We start from the raw sequence: 15,454 nt of genomic DNA, 5'->3' as shown, positions 1-15,454 counted from the left end.
ACTGCTTTGTATATTTTTACCCTTCTACAATTTTATAGGTAATCACTTGCCCTAATGGACACAGAGATAGAACTGAAATTTTTACTTTCAGACAATGAGGTTCCGCTGATCCCTGGCCTCATTATGCAGTTTGCTAAAACTGTTAAAAATAAACCCGCCAAAAATTTAAAAAATGCTTATTTTGATACCCCAAATAGAGAGCTTAGAGCGCTTGATATAGGTTTGAGAACACGTTGCTGTGATGGTGATTGTGAGCAAACGATCAAATTGGCAGGGCAAGTCGTTGGGGGGTTACATCAACGTCCAGAGTATAACTTACCGCTTGATTCAACAAGGCCAAACTTAAATGCATTTAAGCCAGATATATGGCCCCATGGTATGCAGGTTACGGCAATAAATGACAACCTTTATCCTATTTTTAGTACAAACTTCATTCGTCGTACATGGCTGATTGAAACTGAGCAGGGCTCAACAATAGAAGTGGTGCTAGACAAAGGTGAGATTGTTGCTCAGGGTCAGGTCGAGAGCATTTCAGAGTTAGAGATCGAGTTAGTCGAAGGCGATCGCAATGACTTATTCCTGCTTGCTGATCATCTTGTCGCAATGGGTGGCTTGAGAATGGGCTTATATTCTAAAGCAGCCAGAGGATATCGTTTAGCGGATGATAAGCCACTAACGGCTAATAAATACATTGGTGTTGTGAAACTGAACCGCCATGCAACTCAAGAAAAAGCACTTGTGCAGTGTGTGAATTATGGCATTGAGTTTGTACAAAAGCACGAGCAATGTTATTTCAACAAACCAAGTTTAAAAACTTTAAAGCGTGTGATTGATGGCGTAAACCTTATTAAGCATGCCTTTAAATTATTTACTCCAATTGTGGAAGGGCGTTCAACAGAACGATTACTTGGAGAAATTGATTGGTTAATGTCAGAGCTTGATTGGGTTGAAAATGCGATTCACCTCAAGACCTATACATCTAAACGTCATGCTTATTATAAAAAAATCAATAATGCAGATGCGCTTGCAGCTTTAATCGCTGAATTAAAAGCTGAACAGCCAAGCGTCAATGATATTGAAGATTTATTTAATAGCCCTCGCTACAACAAGCTTTTGCTCTCTTTAACTCTATGGTTAGTTGATAAGGGCTGGCGTCAAGAATGGAATCAAAATGCAGTTACTGCTGCAGAATTACCTATTAAAGAAGTAGCAAATACCGCATTCGAAAAAGATTGGCATGGACTTCAATCAGCTTTGCCTGAAGGCAAGAGTTTGTCTACAGAGGATTATCTATCACTTCGCTCGAGACTGGACAGGGCTTTGCTGAGTGGTAATTGTTTGGGGTCTTTGTACGATAAAGAAATACGCCAAGCATTTCGTACACCTTGGATTGATATTGCCTATGGCATCTATGAGTTAGAAACATTAGCCTACCTTAAATTATTGTGTGAAAGGCAAGACTCATCTGAACTTGAAGAAATAAAAGCTTGGCTTGTTAAAAAAGCTGATTTTTTAGTTCAGGCAATGGAACAAAGCCGTAAAGTCTCTCTAAATAGCATGCCTTATTGGCGATAAAATATGATGAAGCTCTATAAAATGGCTTTATGGAGCTTTTTCTTATTTCTTTCACTAGATACAAAGGCCAATTGGATAACTTGGCATAGTAAAGATAATTTAGTTATCAAGTTTCAAACGCAAGATTCTGGCGTAATTGCAATTCAGGCAGCCACTTTCATTCCTAATGCGGATCGCATGAGTTTAATCGCTTTACTAAACGATACCCAAAATGCGTCAAATTGGCTCAAAAATGTTAGCAAAGTTGAAAAAATTAACTCTCCCAATAGTGCTGAAGATATTGTTTATACTGAGCTTTCAGCGCCTTGGCCTGTTACAGATAGGATAATGCTTACACACTCTTGTCATAAAAAAATTAACGAATCGAAATCAAAAATCATAATCCGATCTGTAGGTGAAGCTAAATTAAATAAATTCATAGAAAAAGATATAAATGCTATTTTAGTCACCCCCGTAGAAGGTTTTTGGCTGCTTGAAGACAAACAAAATGGTCTTCATATTCAGCATGAGATTTATGCCAATCCGCAAGGTAAAATACCACGTTGGTTAAGTAATAAAACCGCTTTAAAAGGGGTTAGGCATACTTTCAATAACTTAGCTCATTTTCTCCTTAAGCCTCAGTATTCAAAGTCATTTAAATTAGAGATGTCTAATTGTATTGGCTTTGAGTAATCGCAATTCCTCTACTACAATCAGCAAACGACTACCCAAAAAAACGCCACATATGATCGACATTGATGACAAGGTGTTGGCAGATCTGAAGTCTGGTTTTAGTTTGCCCTCAAAGCCTGAAGTATTACAAAATTTACAAAATGAATTGAATAGTGATGAGCCTGAACTTGGTAATATTGCTGAGATTATCAGTGAAGATGTAGGGACTGCTGCTGCAGTATTGAAGGTTATTAATTCTCCAGCTTACGGCATGTCTCGAACGATAACTGATATTCGTCAAGCGGTAATGTTTTTGGGGGTAAATTGCATCACGCAACTTGTAACTGGGCATCTGCTTAAAAATGCCTTTAAACAAGAGGATTGCTGTATTTCATTGCAACGGTTTTGGGATAATGCCACAGATATGTCGCAACTAGCGATGGCGATTGGTAAGCAAATTAAAACAACTGTCCCACTTGAAAACCTTCAACTACTGGGTTTATTTCATGATTCAGGAATACCCGCAATGGCAATGCGCTTTGATAACTATAATGACTTGATGACTCGAGCTTATCAGAGAGGTGAGCAGAGCCTTTTATACTATGAAGAGCAAATATATCCAGTAAGTCACACTATCGTTGGCTATTACCTAGCATCCTCTTGGCACCTTCCTAAGCCTATCTGCCAAATGATTTTACGACATCACGATGAATCATACTTAAAGGAAGAAACAGACCCAACACTCAAAGCGACTTTCGCGGCAATGAAACTAGCAGAGAATTTATCCTTTGAAGCAAAGCATTTTAGACCTTGCGGTGATTGGTTCGCATTTAAAGATTTGGTGTTAGTTGCATTAGAATTAAGTGATGATGATTACACTAATCTTAAAGAAGATGTAGAAGAGTACTTTATACACTAACGACTATTTTTTGGTTAAACTTAGGTGTTAAAAAAGGCGCTCCTGTTCAGGTAAGCGCCTTTTTTAACAGATGACTTAAAATTATAAGCCTGCAGCTGCTCTTAGTGCGTCTGCTTTGTCTGTTTTTTCCCAGCTGAATGCTGTGAATGTGTCATCACCAACCGTCATTTCAAACGGCTCACGACCGAAGTGACCGTACGCTGCAGTCATTTGGTACATTGGGTGAAGCAGGTCTAGCATTTTAGTAATACCATAAGGGCGTAGGTCGAAGTGTTCACGAACTAGCTCAACTAGTTTTTCTTCTGATACTTTACCAGTGCCGAATGTATCAATTGTGATTGATGTAGGCTCTGCAACACCGATAGCATAAGAAACTTGGATTTCACACTTATCAGCAAGGCCTGCCGCAACAATGTTCTTAGCAACATAACGACCAGCGTATGCTGCACTGCGGTCAACCTTTGATGGATCTTTACCAGAGAAAGCACCACCACCGTGACGAGCCATACCACCGTATGTGTCAACAATGATTTTACGGCCTGTCAGACCACAGTCACCTACTGGACCACCGATCACGAAACGACCTGTTGGGTTAATGAAGTATTTAGTATCTTCAGTTAATAACTCAGCTGGTAGCGTGTGCTTGATGATGTTTTCCATAACAGCATCAACTAGTGCATCTTGCTCGATGTCTGGGTTGTGCTGAGTTGAAAGGACAACAGCATCGATAGCAACAGGCTTACCGTCTTCATATACGAAAGTTACCTGAGACTTAGCATCAGGACGTAACCAAGGTAGGATACCTGATTTACGCGCTTGTGCTTGACGCTCTACTAACAAGTGTGAGTAGTAAAGAGGCGCAGGCATAAGCGTTGGTGTTTCGTTCGTTGCATAACCAAACATTAGACCTTGGTCACCCGCACCTTGCTCTTCAGGCTTAGAGCGGTCTACACCTTGTGCAATTTCAGGTGATTGTTGACCGATAAGGTTCATGATGCCACATGTGTCGCCGTCAAAACCTACATCAGAAGACGTGTAACCGATATCTGTGATTACTTTACGCGTGATTGACTCTAGGTCTACCCAAGCATCTGTTGAAATTTCACCAGAGATGATCGCAACGCCTGTTTTAACCATAGTTTCACAAGCAACACGTGCGTGTTTGTCTTGCGTAATGATTGCATCTAGTACCGCATCAGAGATCTGATCAGCGATTTTATCCGGATGACCTTCAGAAACAGACTCAGAAGTAAATAAGTGTTTTGCCATTATATCTATGCTCACAAATATTGCGCTTCACGAACATCGGGGATAGCGCGAAAAAATAAGGGGCGTATTCTATCTAAAACAAATTAACTTGCCTAGTTTTTTTACGCCTAGACGTCTGAATTAGATTTTTTCAATTGTAGATCCTGAAATATGCAGGTTTAGCCCTCGTTTTCTCAGGTATTTACGTTGCAGTAAGTACCATAAATGAGTCAGAATGAAGGCACTGACATTTCAGCGCAACACAATTAAAGGTAGGAGAATTCATGCCGTCACGCAAAGAACTTGCAAATGCCATTCGCGTTCTGTCTATGGACGCAGTACAAAAAGCTAAGTCTGGTCACCCGGGAGCACCTATGGGTATGGCTGATATCGCAGAAGTACTATGGCGCGATTATTTAAAGCACAACCCAAGCAACCCAGAGTGGGCTGACAGAGACCGCTTTATTCTGTCAAACGGCCACGGCTCTATGCTTATTTATTCTTTGTTGCACCTGAGCGGTTATGATCTTTCTATTGATGATCTGAAAAACTTCCGTCAAATGCATTCTAAAACACCGGGTCACCCAGAGTACGGCTATGCACCAGGTGTAGAAACAACAACTGGCCCACTTGGTCAGGGTATTACTAATGCGGTAGGTATGGCGATTGCTGAAAAAGCACTTGCAGCACAATTCAACCGTGACGAATTTGATATTGTAAACCACTACACTTATACCTTCTTAGGCGATGGCTGTTTAATGGAAGGTATTTCACATGAAGCTTGTTCACTAGCGGGTACGCTAGGTCTTGGTAAGCTTATCGCATTCTGGGATGACAACGGCATATCAATCGATGGTGAAGTAGAAGGCTGGTTCAGCGATGATACACCGAAACGTTTTGAATCTTACGGCTGGCATGTAATTGCTGACGTAGATGGTCACGATAGCGATGCAATTAAAGCGGCAATCGAAGCGGCACGTGCAGAAACTGACAAGCCAACACTTATTTGCTGTAAGACAGTCATTGGTTACGGTTCACCAAACAAATCAGGTAGCCATGATTGTCACGGCGCACCATTAGGTGATGAAGAAATTAAAGCAGCACGTGAATTCCTTGGTTGGGAGCACGATGCGTTTGAAATCCCTGAAGACATTTACGCGAAGTGGGATGCCTCTTCTCGTGGTCAGCAAGCACAAAGCCACTGGTTAGTGAAATTCACAGAGTACCAAATGGCGTATCCTGAGCTTGCGGCTGAGTTTGAGCGTCGTATGAAAGGCGAGTTACCTGCAAACTGGCAAGCTGAAACTGAAAAGTACATTGCAGAACTACAAGCAAACCCTGCTAACCCTGCGACACGTAAAGCGTCACAAAATGCACTGAATGCATTTGGTCCAATTCTACCTGAATTTATGGGTGGCTCTGCTGACCTTGCAGGCTCTAACTTGACGCTATGGGAAGGCTCAAAAGGCTTAACCGCAGATGATGCTTCAGGTAACTACATTTTCTATGGTGTACGTGAATTTGGTATGTCTGCAATTATGAATGGTATTGCACTACACAAAGGCTTCGTGCCTTACGGTGCAACTTTCTTAATGTTCATGGAGTACGCGCGTAACGCGGTGCGTATGGCGGCATTAATGAAGCAGCCAAGCATCTTTGTTTATACTCACGATTCAATTGGTCTGGGTGAAGATGGTCCTACGCACCAACCAGTTGAGCAAATTGCCAGCATGCGTTTAACACCAAACCTAGTAAACTGGCGTCCATGTGACCAAGTTGAGTCGGCCGTTGCTTGGCAGCAAGCGATTGAGCGTAAAGATGGCCCAACATCACTTATCTTTACTCGCCAAGGCTTAGAGCAACAAGCACGTGACGAAGCAAAAGTGGCTGCAATCAAACAAGGTGGTTATGTACTTAGCTGTGACGGTAACCCTGAGCTTATTTTGATTGCTACTGGCTCAGAAGTTCAGTTAGCAGTGGATGCAGCGAAAGAGTTACGCTTACAAGGCAAGAAAGTACGCGTTGTATCTATGCCTTCTACTGATGTATTTGATGCACAGTCAGCTGAATATAAAGAAAGCGTTTTACCTGCTGCAGTAACACGTCGTGTTGCCGTTGAAGCGGGTATTGCTGACTACTGGTTCAAGTATGTTGGCCTAAACGGTGCTGTTGTAGGTATGTCTACATTTGGTGAGTCAGCACCAGCAGGTGAGCTATTTGAGCACTTCGGCTTCACTGTAGATAATGTGGTAGCACAGGCTAATCGTTTATTTGCATAATCTATAAAGCAAATTAAGTAATTTTAAACCCGCACTTGTTGCGGGTTTTTTATTGGAAAAATGCTTAATACAAACTCTCAAAGTTCTCTTCTTATTTAACAGTTGTTTAAAAATAGTAACTTTTGTTTCGCAAAGTGCGATGCAAATGGGTAAAGTAACTTGCTTGATGATTGCTAACTTATTGAAAATATTAAGCTAGGTTGTTGGTATACTTTAAGCTTATTTCCCAATACTTTTATTTTGGGGAACTTAAGATGAAACAAAAATTATTCAGTGTTCTTATCGGTGTTGCCTCTCTACCCAGTTTTGCAGTTACGGTTGGTGGGATTGATTTTAACTACTTAAATGGGGTTCTGCCCACAGACACACTCAGCTACAGTTTAAAAGGTAAGCCCCTCACCAATATTACTAATGTTGGATCACAATTACCTACGGATGTCCTTACTAATATCTACTCTATGCTGCCAGAAGGACAATATGTAAATACTGCATTTGTCGACAGTAATCTGCTTAGTAACATAGTAATTAAAGATGAAAGCGAACTTGATGAGATATTTGTAACAGCTACCGCCAATGTAACATTTTTGAATGAAGGGGCTGGGTATAGAAACACACTAGGTTATTTCGTCTTCGATGCGGATAATCCGCCCCAGAGTATTGCTGATATATCGCAGCATACGATTATTTTTCCTAATTGCTCAAAGCCGGGTGAGGGGGAAATGTCGCAAGGCGATAGGATGGAACTCGGAATAGATTTACAACCAGGCCAGGCACTTGGTTTCTTTGTTATTCCTAACGGTTGGGGGTGGGAAGGCAGTCTAGGTAACATAGTCAATCTAGGGCCATGGAATACGCCTTTCTATAGTATTCCAACTTTAAATCCAGAAGCTGATGAAATCAACGAGCATAACGTGGTGTTTTATGATGCACAAAATGAATTTTTTGTAATTGGGTTCGATGATCAACATCGTTCGCAAGGTGATAATGACTTTAATGACCTGTTATTTTCGGTAGAAGTAACTCCAAGCTACGCAGTTAAAGGCGTAAATGAAAATGGCTCTGTTGATTCAGGTACATACCAGCTGTTGCAACAGACAAACACCTCTGTAACGAATACCAGCTACTACCCAAGTCAAAATGGTTATGCAACCTTAGCTTTTGAGGATAAATGGCCAAAAATGGGTGACTACGATTTCAACGATGTTGTTATTAAATATCGCATGTCGCAAACATTTAACAATCAAAATAAAATGATAGAGCTTGTGATTGACTATCAATTAGTTGCCACTGGTGCGTCATACCACAATGGGTTTGCGATTCAAATACCAGACGTCGATACAAGCGCAGTAACCTCATCAGTTATGACTTATAACGGTGAAGAGGTTAGTAATAACTTTTTGGAAGCAACGAATAAGTTAAACATGAAGCTACTCGATGATAATAATACATTTGATGAAGCTTATGATGTAGCAAGAGAGTTGGCGAATACGAGCTGCCAGTTCTATAGAACTATGCCGAGCTGCAAAGAGCCTGCGATGGATTTCTTCAAAGTTGTTCTCACTTTTGATCCTATTCAAATGCCTTCGACAGTCTCCCTTCCGCCATTTGACCCATACATTTATGCGCTTGATGGCCAATACCATGGACCTTATGGAACTCGTAATTGGGAAGCCCACCTTAAGCAGTTTTCCGGTAGTGAACTATTTAATAACGGATTATTTGGTGAGGTAGACGATGCAAGTCAAACGCCTAACTACTTTATTAATGCCAATCATTTTCCATGGGCACTTAATATCACTAACGATTGGAGACATCCGCAAGAGAGTGTTGATATTCGAAATGCTTATCCCAAATTTGCTGACTGGGTTACTTCATCAGGCGAGCAAGAGAAATCTTGGTATCTGCTTGAAAATGCAACTAAGACAAAACTGTACGAGCAAGAGTAGGGGGTTAACATGAAAAGTTTATTAACATCGGCTCTATCAGGTTTTATGGTGATAACTACTTTGACAGCATGTGGAGGCGGCTCAGGTGCTGATAAAGTTCAAGAAGCACCACAAGCAAGTGTAAGTTCAAGCACAAGTACTTCTACGCCTGTTCAAGAAAATATAGAGCCAAGCACTCAGGATTTAGTTGCTGCCTCAGATTTTGATTTTAGAACTGATATGAAAGTTGAAATAACTGTGTCTGGATTGAAATCAGAAACCGGGAAACTTGTCTTTTATCATGGTGTAGGGTTTCATGATGAAAAGACTAACATCTATTATCCTGCCTATGAGAATCGATTAACTTCAATGTTTGCTTTGAATAGCTCTCGTCAATCAATACAGGTAGATGGCAACTGGGAATATTTAACCGTAGAGTGGTTACCTATGGATGCTGGAATAAGTGAGGTCTACAAAGTGATTAAACTCACTGGTGATAGTAGTTATTCTCTAAATTTTGAGTAGTTTACTTAACTGATAAGTAGTAACAAAAAAGACGACAATGAATGGTCGTCTTTTTTGTGTTTATTTTGAATTCTGTGATAGATATAAAAACATTTAATTAAATTAAAAAGTACTTAAGTTTCAATCAAGTTTTGAAAGCGGTGTAGTGATGAAGAAGGATTATATTAAACTGGTTAATACAGTACCTGAACAGTTAGCCATCTTAGAGGGATGGGAGCAGCAAGCTGGTGTAGGTGAATTTATCTTGGCCAACTCCAAAGAGCAGCATTTGGTTAGTATGCAAGAGCCCACAATTCAATACCTGTCAGTTCTTCAAAATGAACGCTTGGTGGGTTTTATTATCCTTGCTTTGGAGCCCAATAACACTATTGAGTTTAGGCGCATAGTGATAGGTCATCGCGGTGCTGGAATAGGGCAGTTGGCTATTCAAGCGATGGAGCAATATTGCCTTGAGCACTTCGCTTGTCAGCGTATTTGGTTAGATGTGTTTGACTTCAATGAACGAGGGCAACACATCTACCGTAAATTTGGCTATCAAGAATTTAAACGCTGTCAGCATGAAGAACATCAGTTGCTATTCTTCGAAAAGTATTTTTAATTCGCTTTGGTATAATCACTCGGTGAGATGCCAAAGTAGCGGGTAAATTCACGACTAAACTGAGTGGCGCTTTCATAACCTACTTGCGCGGCGGCTTGCTTTACTTTGATCCCTTGATCTTGCAGTAAGTCTTTCGCTTTAGATAAACGAAGCTTTTTTACGTATTGAATGGGGGAAGATGCGGTTATCTGTTTAAAGTTACGATGAAACGATGAGGCGCTCATATTTGCCATACTCGCGAGTTGTTCAACATCCAGTTTATCGTCATAGTGATTATGCAGATGTTTAAGCGTACGCTCCATTTTAGACATATGCGTATTATGTGAAACTAAATCAAATAAAGGTGACGCTTGTGGGCCTTGTAATACGTGATAAAAAACCTCTCGAACCAAGCCTTTACCAATAATGTCAGATTGTAACTTTGAGCCTAAACAGTCAACTAATCGAGTGAGCGTGCAAGATAAAGCATCTGTATTTTCACTGACAAATAAGCCCTTTGCATTGCTAATTTTATCGCTGCTATTTAGCTTACCATGTTCATCAAAGACCCTTACTAACTCCCCAAGTACAGACATGTCAAAGTCGATGATTAATGACAATAAAGGATTGTTTTTTGTAAGTTGTGTTTCACACTCTGCAGGTAAAGGCACGGTGAGTACCAAATAATTATCTGGGTTATAGGTATAAATTTGCTCATCGAAAAAGACCCGTTTTTGCCCTTGAAGAACGAAAATAATGCCTTGGCTGTAACACAGTGGGGTTCTTTGTGCGCTTTCACTGCTTTTATAGATACCAACGCCGTTAATAAATGTCTGGTTGTAGCCTTCAGAGGGCGCTAATAGTTCGAGTTGTTTAATGAGTGATTGCATTGTTCGTCACCAAATTATGTCATGAAGTAAGTATATCAAGGGTAGAAGCGTTTTTGAGTTATTTTCTTATGAGTGAGAGTTTTAGGCATGAAATTGATGGTTTAAGTCATTTTAATAAAGCTGTGAGTTGCTATTCTGTACTTAACAAAACACATAGGGTTACATTATGCAAAACTTTGATTTTTACAATCCGACTCGAATCGTATTTGGTCAAGATAGACTAGGTGAACTAGATAAACTTATACCAGTATCGGCAAAAGTACTGGTTTTATACGGTGGAGGTAGCGTTAGGCGCTTTGGCACCCTAGAAAAAGTGATTAGCAATTTAGGTGATCGTGAAGTAATAGAGTTTGGTGGTATTGAGCCAAATCCACAATTTGAGACTTTAATGAAAGCCGTAAAAGTGGTGAAAGAGAACGACATCGACTTTTTACTGGCTGTTGGTGGTGGCTCAGTGATGGATGGTACAAAATTCATCGCCTTAGCAGCGAGTGCTGATAAAGATCATCATACATTATTGTTCCACGGCTTTAACCCTGTGCCAGTTGAAAAAGCGGTGCCACTAGGTTGTATTGCAACACTGCCTGCGACGGGCTCTGAAATGAATGCGTTTTCTGTGGTGACATACAACGAGCAAAAATACCCAATTACGTCGCCACTAGTGTATCCACAGTTCTCAGTGTTAGACCCTGACTTTACTTTCTCTTTACCAAAAGAGCAGGTGGCGAATGGCGTAGCAGATGCGTTTGTGCACGTAGTTGAGCAATACCTAACTCAGCCTGTCGGTGCAAAAGTGCAAGACAGATTCTCTGAGGGGATTCTAAAAACCTTAATTGAAGATGGCCCGGTTACTTATCAAAGTGATGATTTAGCGGCTCGTAAGAACTTTATGTGGTCAGCTACATCTGCTCTGAATGGCATTATCGGTGTTGGTGTACCACAAGATTGGTCAACTCACATGATTGGTCATGAGCTGACTGCGATGTTCGGTATTGCGCACGGTCGTACACTGGCGATTGTTCTTCCTAGCTTATTAAGAGCACGCAAAGTACAAAAGCATGACAAGCTAGTACAGTTTGCTGAGCGTGTATGGGACATCACCGACGGCACTGAAGACGAGAAAGTTAATCTGGCGATAGATAAGACAGAAGCGTTCTTTAACTCGTTAGAAATTGTGACTGCACTGTCTCACTATGGTATCGATGATGAAGGCATTGATACGGTAGTAGCTAATATGGAAAAAATGGGCTTAACACAACTAAGCGAAACCGGTGATCTAACGTTAGATATCGTTAAAGAGATACTGTTAGCTGCAAAGTAAATTTATCTTATAAAAAAGGAGCCGTTTGGCTCCTTTCTCGTTTAAGTATTCACTCTGTACTTTGAATAAAAGTTAAGCTAAATCTTCTTTATCGCCTAAGCCAGCTGTGAGTTCTTCAAGTAGCTCTTTAATTTCTTCTGTAATTAAGATGAAATCGGCATCTAACTTAATGGCCATATCTTCTTTTGGAATATCGGCATTTTGCTCTTTTAGTGCATCGGCATAGCTTAAGCGTTTTAATGTACCGTCATTTTGTAAAATAAACTTCACACGTTCACGCCAATCAAGTGCAAGTTTAGTAACACGCTTACCATTTTCTAAGTGAGTTTTGATCTCGTCGCTGGCTAAATCATGCTGCTTTAATTTAACTTGCGCACCGTTATCGTCAGGCTCTTGCAGTTCTGCATCTGAGCCAATTGCAAAGCCATCAGGGGCATTAAAGTGAGTTAACCAGTCAGTTAAGAACACATCTAAATCATAGTTAGCAAACGCAGGTACTACAGGCAGTGTGCCTAATGACTTTCTAAGTAGTGCGAGTAACTCTTCGGCTTTATTAAAGCTTGCACTGTTTACAATAACCCAGCCATTTACTTGATCAATAAAAGCAAATTGTAGGCTCGATTTTTTAAACGCTTGAGGAAGCAATGTGCTTAAGATGTTCTCTTTAAGCTCATCTTTTTCTTTTTTCTTAACAGGGCGGTTTTCTTCACGCTCAATTAATTCTATTTTTTCAGCTAACATGTCATTGATAACTGAAGCAGGCAGCACTTTCTCTTCACGTTTTGCACATACTAAAATGCTTTTTTCAGAGAAGTGCGATAAAGTCTGCCCATGTTTAGCAAATGCTTTAGTCCAGCCAAAGGTATTCATTTCTTGACTACCACAAGGGCGGAATACGTCTTGTTCTAAGGCTTTTTCAAAGTCTTCTTGATTATATGAAACGTCTTGTTTAAATCTGTAACAGATCAGGTTGCTGAACCACATATTGTTATTATCCACTGATTTTAATGTTGGCTATGATAGCAATATTTATTTTGCTTGGGGGATAAAATTAAGCCCCGAATAATCAGGGCTTAAAACAGTTAAAAAAGTTGTATTCTAATCGAACATATTGGACGGCTGCTGCAGTGTTTTCGGGAATCTGATCATATAGCTCAATCCTTTGGCTTCTTCGCTACTCACCTCAATTTCACCGTTTAAGGTTTGTTTCACCAAGTTTAAGGTGATGTGTGTACCTAAGCCACTGCCACCTTGGTCACGTTTAGTGGTAAAGAAAGGGTCGAACAACTTTTCAAGTTGAGTTTGACTGACACCTCGGCCATTGTCTTTGTAATGAATGATCACATCGTCGTTATCATTTTTAATTTCAATATTAATCTCGCCCTGATCAACACCTTCAAAACCATGAATGAGTGAGTTCATAATCAGGTTGGTGAAAATCTGACTAATTGCACCTGCAGGTAAATTCAACTGTAGGTCTTCAGGACATTCAACATTAATAGCATGCTTGGTTTTCTTTAATTTGGGATGTAAAGAGCGAATAACCTCAGCAAGATATTGCTTTAAATTGATATTACGCACAGCCTCACTGGCTTGGTCTACTGCAATCTGCTTGAAGCTCGCGACTAGTTCAGAGGCTCTATCTAAGTTTGTGGTCAGTAAACTGGTACTTTGCTTAGCGTCGTTAATAAACTCTTCGAGTGCTTTTGGAGAAAGCGTTTTGTCTTTATAAGCGGCTTCAATTTGTTCTAATCGCTCTTGCAAAAATGAAGTTGCTGTAACACCGATACCAACAGGTGTGTTGATATCGTGTGTTATACCCGCGACTAAACCACCAAGAGCAGCCATTTTTTCAGAGCCAACAAGACGCTCTTGGGCCATGTTTAATTCATCTAAGTAACGCTCAAGCTCTTTTTGTTTGGTCAGCAACTCTTGCTCAGTTTGACGACGTAGGTCGATTTCTTCTGTGAGCGTAAGTTTTTGTTTTTCTAACTCATACTTTTGCTGCTGTAGATCCATCATAGCTTGGCTGAGGTTTGATGTCTTACGAGCAACTTCTTGTTCTAGCTGTAAATTATGCTGATCTAACTTTTCATTACTAATCAAAAGTTCTTTTTGCGTGTCATCGAGTTGATTTCGATAGTCACTAACTTTGTCTATTAATTTATTGAATGCTTCTTCCATGACTTTCAACTCATTGCGCTCAGTTGTACCAATGTCAATGCGCTGGCCGTCAAGGTCATCGTTTAATTCAAATGCTTCAATCTGTTCGGTTAAATCAGTGAGTGGTTCAGTCAGTAATTTTCTAAACGCGATTAAGAATAAAATTATTAAGAAAGTGGTTTTAACGACAGCATTACCAAGCAAGAAGTAAATCGATAACATAATGCGACTAAGCACAACTTCTCGGCTTGAAAAGAGTGTGACATCACCAACCTGTGTGGCTCGTCCAGAAAACTCAAAAATTAATGGAAAAGTATAACCAAACAATCCAGAAGGGGTATCTTCAATGATGGCTTCTTCCTGAACGAGTTGTTGGCTATATAATTCATGGATATCTAGAGAGCGCCCCAGTTGAGAGATAATCTCACCACTGTCGTCACGAACTATAATGCCTTCAATCATAGGGATTGCTAACAGGCCTTCTGCGGTGGTAACAGTTTGCTTGGTGTTTAATTCCCAAATAGCACGCGTTAAACTACGGCTAAAGGTCTTTTGCAACATGGTTAGCTCGTTCTGAATATAGTTTTTAGTATTTATATACTCAGTAACAACCTGACCACATGTGACAAGGAAAGTTAACAAAAAGTAAACCGATAGCACATTCGTAAGTAGCTTTTTTGATAGGCTTTTTTGCAGCATGAATGAAGCTAGGCTCCCTGATTTTGTTTAAGGCGATACGTCTGTAGTTAAACTTAGCTAATAAAGGCGTAAAAATAAATATTTATCTGGCATTATTGTTTACAATGCCATTGTTTGGTTAGATATTATATCGAACTTACTTAGTGCTTTAAGATGAATATGTTATAAGACATCTTTAATAGGGTGCTAGTGTTAGGTTAATTTCGAGTGAATGAGTTTAAAATATGAGCTATACTATTTTGGTTTGTGATGATTCTGTGGTTGCCCGAAAACAAGTGGTTCGCTGCTTGTCATCAGCGTTTGATGCAATAATCTTGCAAGCAAAAAATGGCGTTGAAGCATTAGAAGTTTTAAATAATCACCAGGTTGATTTACTTTGCCTTGATTTAACCATGCCAGAATTAGATGGTGTAGGCGTATTACAAGCTGTGAAGTCTCAAGTTATCGAAACTTTTGTTGTGGTTATATCTGCTGATATTCAACCAGAAATGAAAGCGCGAGTAGAGCAACTCGGTGCAATTTCGTTTATTGAAAAGCCCGTTAAGTCTGATGTTTTATTAGACGTTTTGCATACATATGGCCTCAGATAGCTCTGTCTTTTAGGCTAGCTTTTTTACTTCCTAGTTTTCTCTATTTAACTTATAAAAGTTATACTAAGGTCTAATTTTTCCTTTCTTTAAAT

The 15,454-nt window shown here is 40.0% G+C and carries 13 protein-coding genes; 9 read left to right on the top strand and 4 right to left on the bottom strand.

Annotation, left to right across the window (positions count from 1 at the left end):
• Window positions 1-54: 54 nt before the first annotated feature.
• The 3 genes from ACGHEH_RS04110 to ACGHEH_RS04100 are packed head-to-tail and all read left to right on the top strand — an operon-like array spanning window position 55 to window position 3,145.
• Window positions 55-1,575, top strand: a complete 1,521-nt coding sequence (locus ACGHEH_RS04110; RefSeq protein WP_390442008.1) for a CYTH domain-containing protein — start codon at window positions 55-57, stop codon at window positions 1,573-1,575.
• Window positions 1,576-1,578: 3 nt separating this feature from the next.
• Window positions 1,579-2,247 carry a hypothetical protein gene (locus tag ACGHEH_RS04105; RefSeq protein ID WP_390442006.1) on the top strand — a complete coding sequence of 223 codons (669 nt, stop codon included), beginning with the start codon at window positions 1,579-1,581 and terminating at the stop codon, window positions 2,245-2,247.
• Between the two features lie 52 nt (window positions 2,248-2,299).
• Complete coding sequence (locus ACGHEH_RS04100; protein ID WP_390442004.1) at window positions 2,300-3,145, top strand: HDOD domain-containing protein; 846 nt, start codon at window positions 2,300-2,302, stop codon at window positions 3,143-3,145.
• Between the two features lie 81 nt (window positions 3,146-3,226).
• Here ACGHEH_RS04100 and metK read toward each other — a convergent pair whose 3' ends face one another.
• Window positions 3,227-4,414 (bottom strand): methionine adenosyltransferase, encoded by a 1,188-nt coding sequence (gene metK / locus ACGHEH_RS04095; RefSeq protein WP_138629494.1) that lies wholly within the window; start codon window positions 4,412-4,414, stop codon window positions 3,227-3,229.
• A gap of 263 nt (window positions 4,415-4,677) precedes the next feature.
• On the opposite strand from metK, the gene tkt reads away from it, so the two are divergent.
• The 4 genes from tkt (at window position 4,678) to ACGHEH_RS04075 (ending at window position 9,720) form a co-directional block, all read left to right on the top strand.
• A complete protein-coding gene (tkt, locus tag ACGHEH_RS04090) occupies window positions 4,678-6,672 on the top strand; it encodes a transketolase (RefSeq protein WP_390442002.1) in 1,995 nt (664 codons plus the stop codon).
• Between the two features lie 254 nt (window positions 6,673-6,926).
• The gene (locus ACGHEH_RS04085) at window positions 6,927-8,618 is read left to right on the top strand and encodes an LruC domain-containing protein (RefSeq protein WP_390442000.1); all 1,692 of its coding nucleotides are present in this window, start codon (window positions 6,927-6,929) and stop codon (window positions 8,616-8,618) included.
• A gap of 9 nt (window positions 8,619-8,627) precedes the next feature.
• The gene (locus tag ACGHEH_RS04080) at window positions 8,628-9,122 is read left to right on the top strand and encodes a hypothetical protein (protein ID WP_390441998.1); all 495 of its coding nucleotides are present in this window, start codon (window positions 8,628-8,630) and stop codon (window positions 9,120-9,122) included.
• A gap of 148 nt (window positions 9,123-9,270) precedes the next feature.
• Window positions 9,271-9,720 (top strand): GNAT family N-acetyltransferase, encoded by a 450-nt coding sequence (locus ACGHEH_RS04075; RefSeq protein ID WP_390441996.1) that lies wholly within the window; start codon window positions 9,271-9,273, stop codon window positions 9,718-9,720.
• On the opposite strand, the gene ACGHEH_RS04070 is transcribed toward ACGHEH_RS04075, so the two are convergent.
• Entirely contained in the window at window positions 9,717-10,589 is an 873-nt protein-coding gene (locus ACGHEH_RS04070; protein WP_390441994.1) for an AraC family transcriptional regulator N-terminal domain-containing protein, read from the bottom strand. The two genes, ACGHEH_RS04075 and ACGHEH_RS04070, sit on opposite strands and share 4 nt — an antisense overlap.
• A 166-nt stretch (window positions 10,590-10,755) precedes the next feature.
• Here ACGHEH_RS04070 and ACGHEH_RS04065 point away from each other — a divergent pair, with 166 nt between their 5' ends.
• Window positions 10,756-11,910, top strand: a complete 1,155-nt coding sequence (locus ACGHEH_RS04065; protein WP_390441992.1) for an iron-containing alcohol dehydrogenase — start codon at window positions 10,756-10,758, stop codon at window positions 11,908-11,910.
• Window positions 11,911-11,982: 72 nt separating this feature from the next.
• Here the strand turns inward: ACGHEH_RS04065 and rdgC are convergent, their stop codons facing one another.
• Together rdgC and ACGHEH_RS04055 are read right to left on the bottom strand one after the other, a co-directional pair.
• On the bottom strand, window positions 11,983-12,894 hold the full coding sequence (gene rdgC / locus ACGHEH_RS04060) for a recombination-associated protein RdgC (RefSeq protein WP_390441990.1): 912 nt from the start codon (window positions 12,892-12,894) through the stop codon (window positions 11,983-11,985).
• 114 nt (window positions 12,895-13,008) lie between these two features.
• Window positions 13,009-14,772: a sensor histidine kinase gene (locus tag ACGHEH_RS04055; RefSeq protein ID WP_390441988.1), complete on the bottom strand. Its 1,764-nt coding sequence runs from the start codon at window positions 14,770-14,772 to the stop codon at window positions 13,009-13,011.
• Window positions 14,773-14,996: 224 nt separating this feature from the next.
• On the opposite strand from ACGHEH_RS04055, the gene ACGHEH_RS04050 reads away from it, so the two are divergent.
• Window positions 14,997-15,362, top strand: coding sequence for a response regulator (locus ACGHEH_RS04050; RefSeq protein ID WP_390441987.1), 366 nt, complete (start codon window positions 14,997-14,999; stop codon window positions 15,360-15,362).
• Window positions 15,363-15,454 lie beyond the last annotated feature (92 nt).

This window comes from Pseudoalteromonas sp. MTN2-4 (assembly GCF_042848605.1).
Taxonomy (GTDB): Bacteria; Pseudomonadota; Gammaproteobacteria; order Enterobacterales; family Alteromonadaceae; genus Pseudoalteromonas.
The sequence above is the reverse complement of the archived record's forward strand: the minus strand, read 5'-3'. Positions and strand labels throughout refer to the sequence as shown.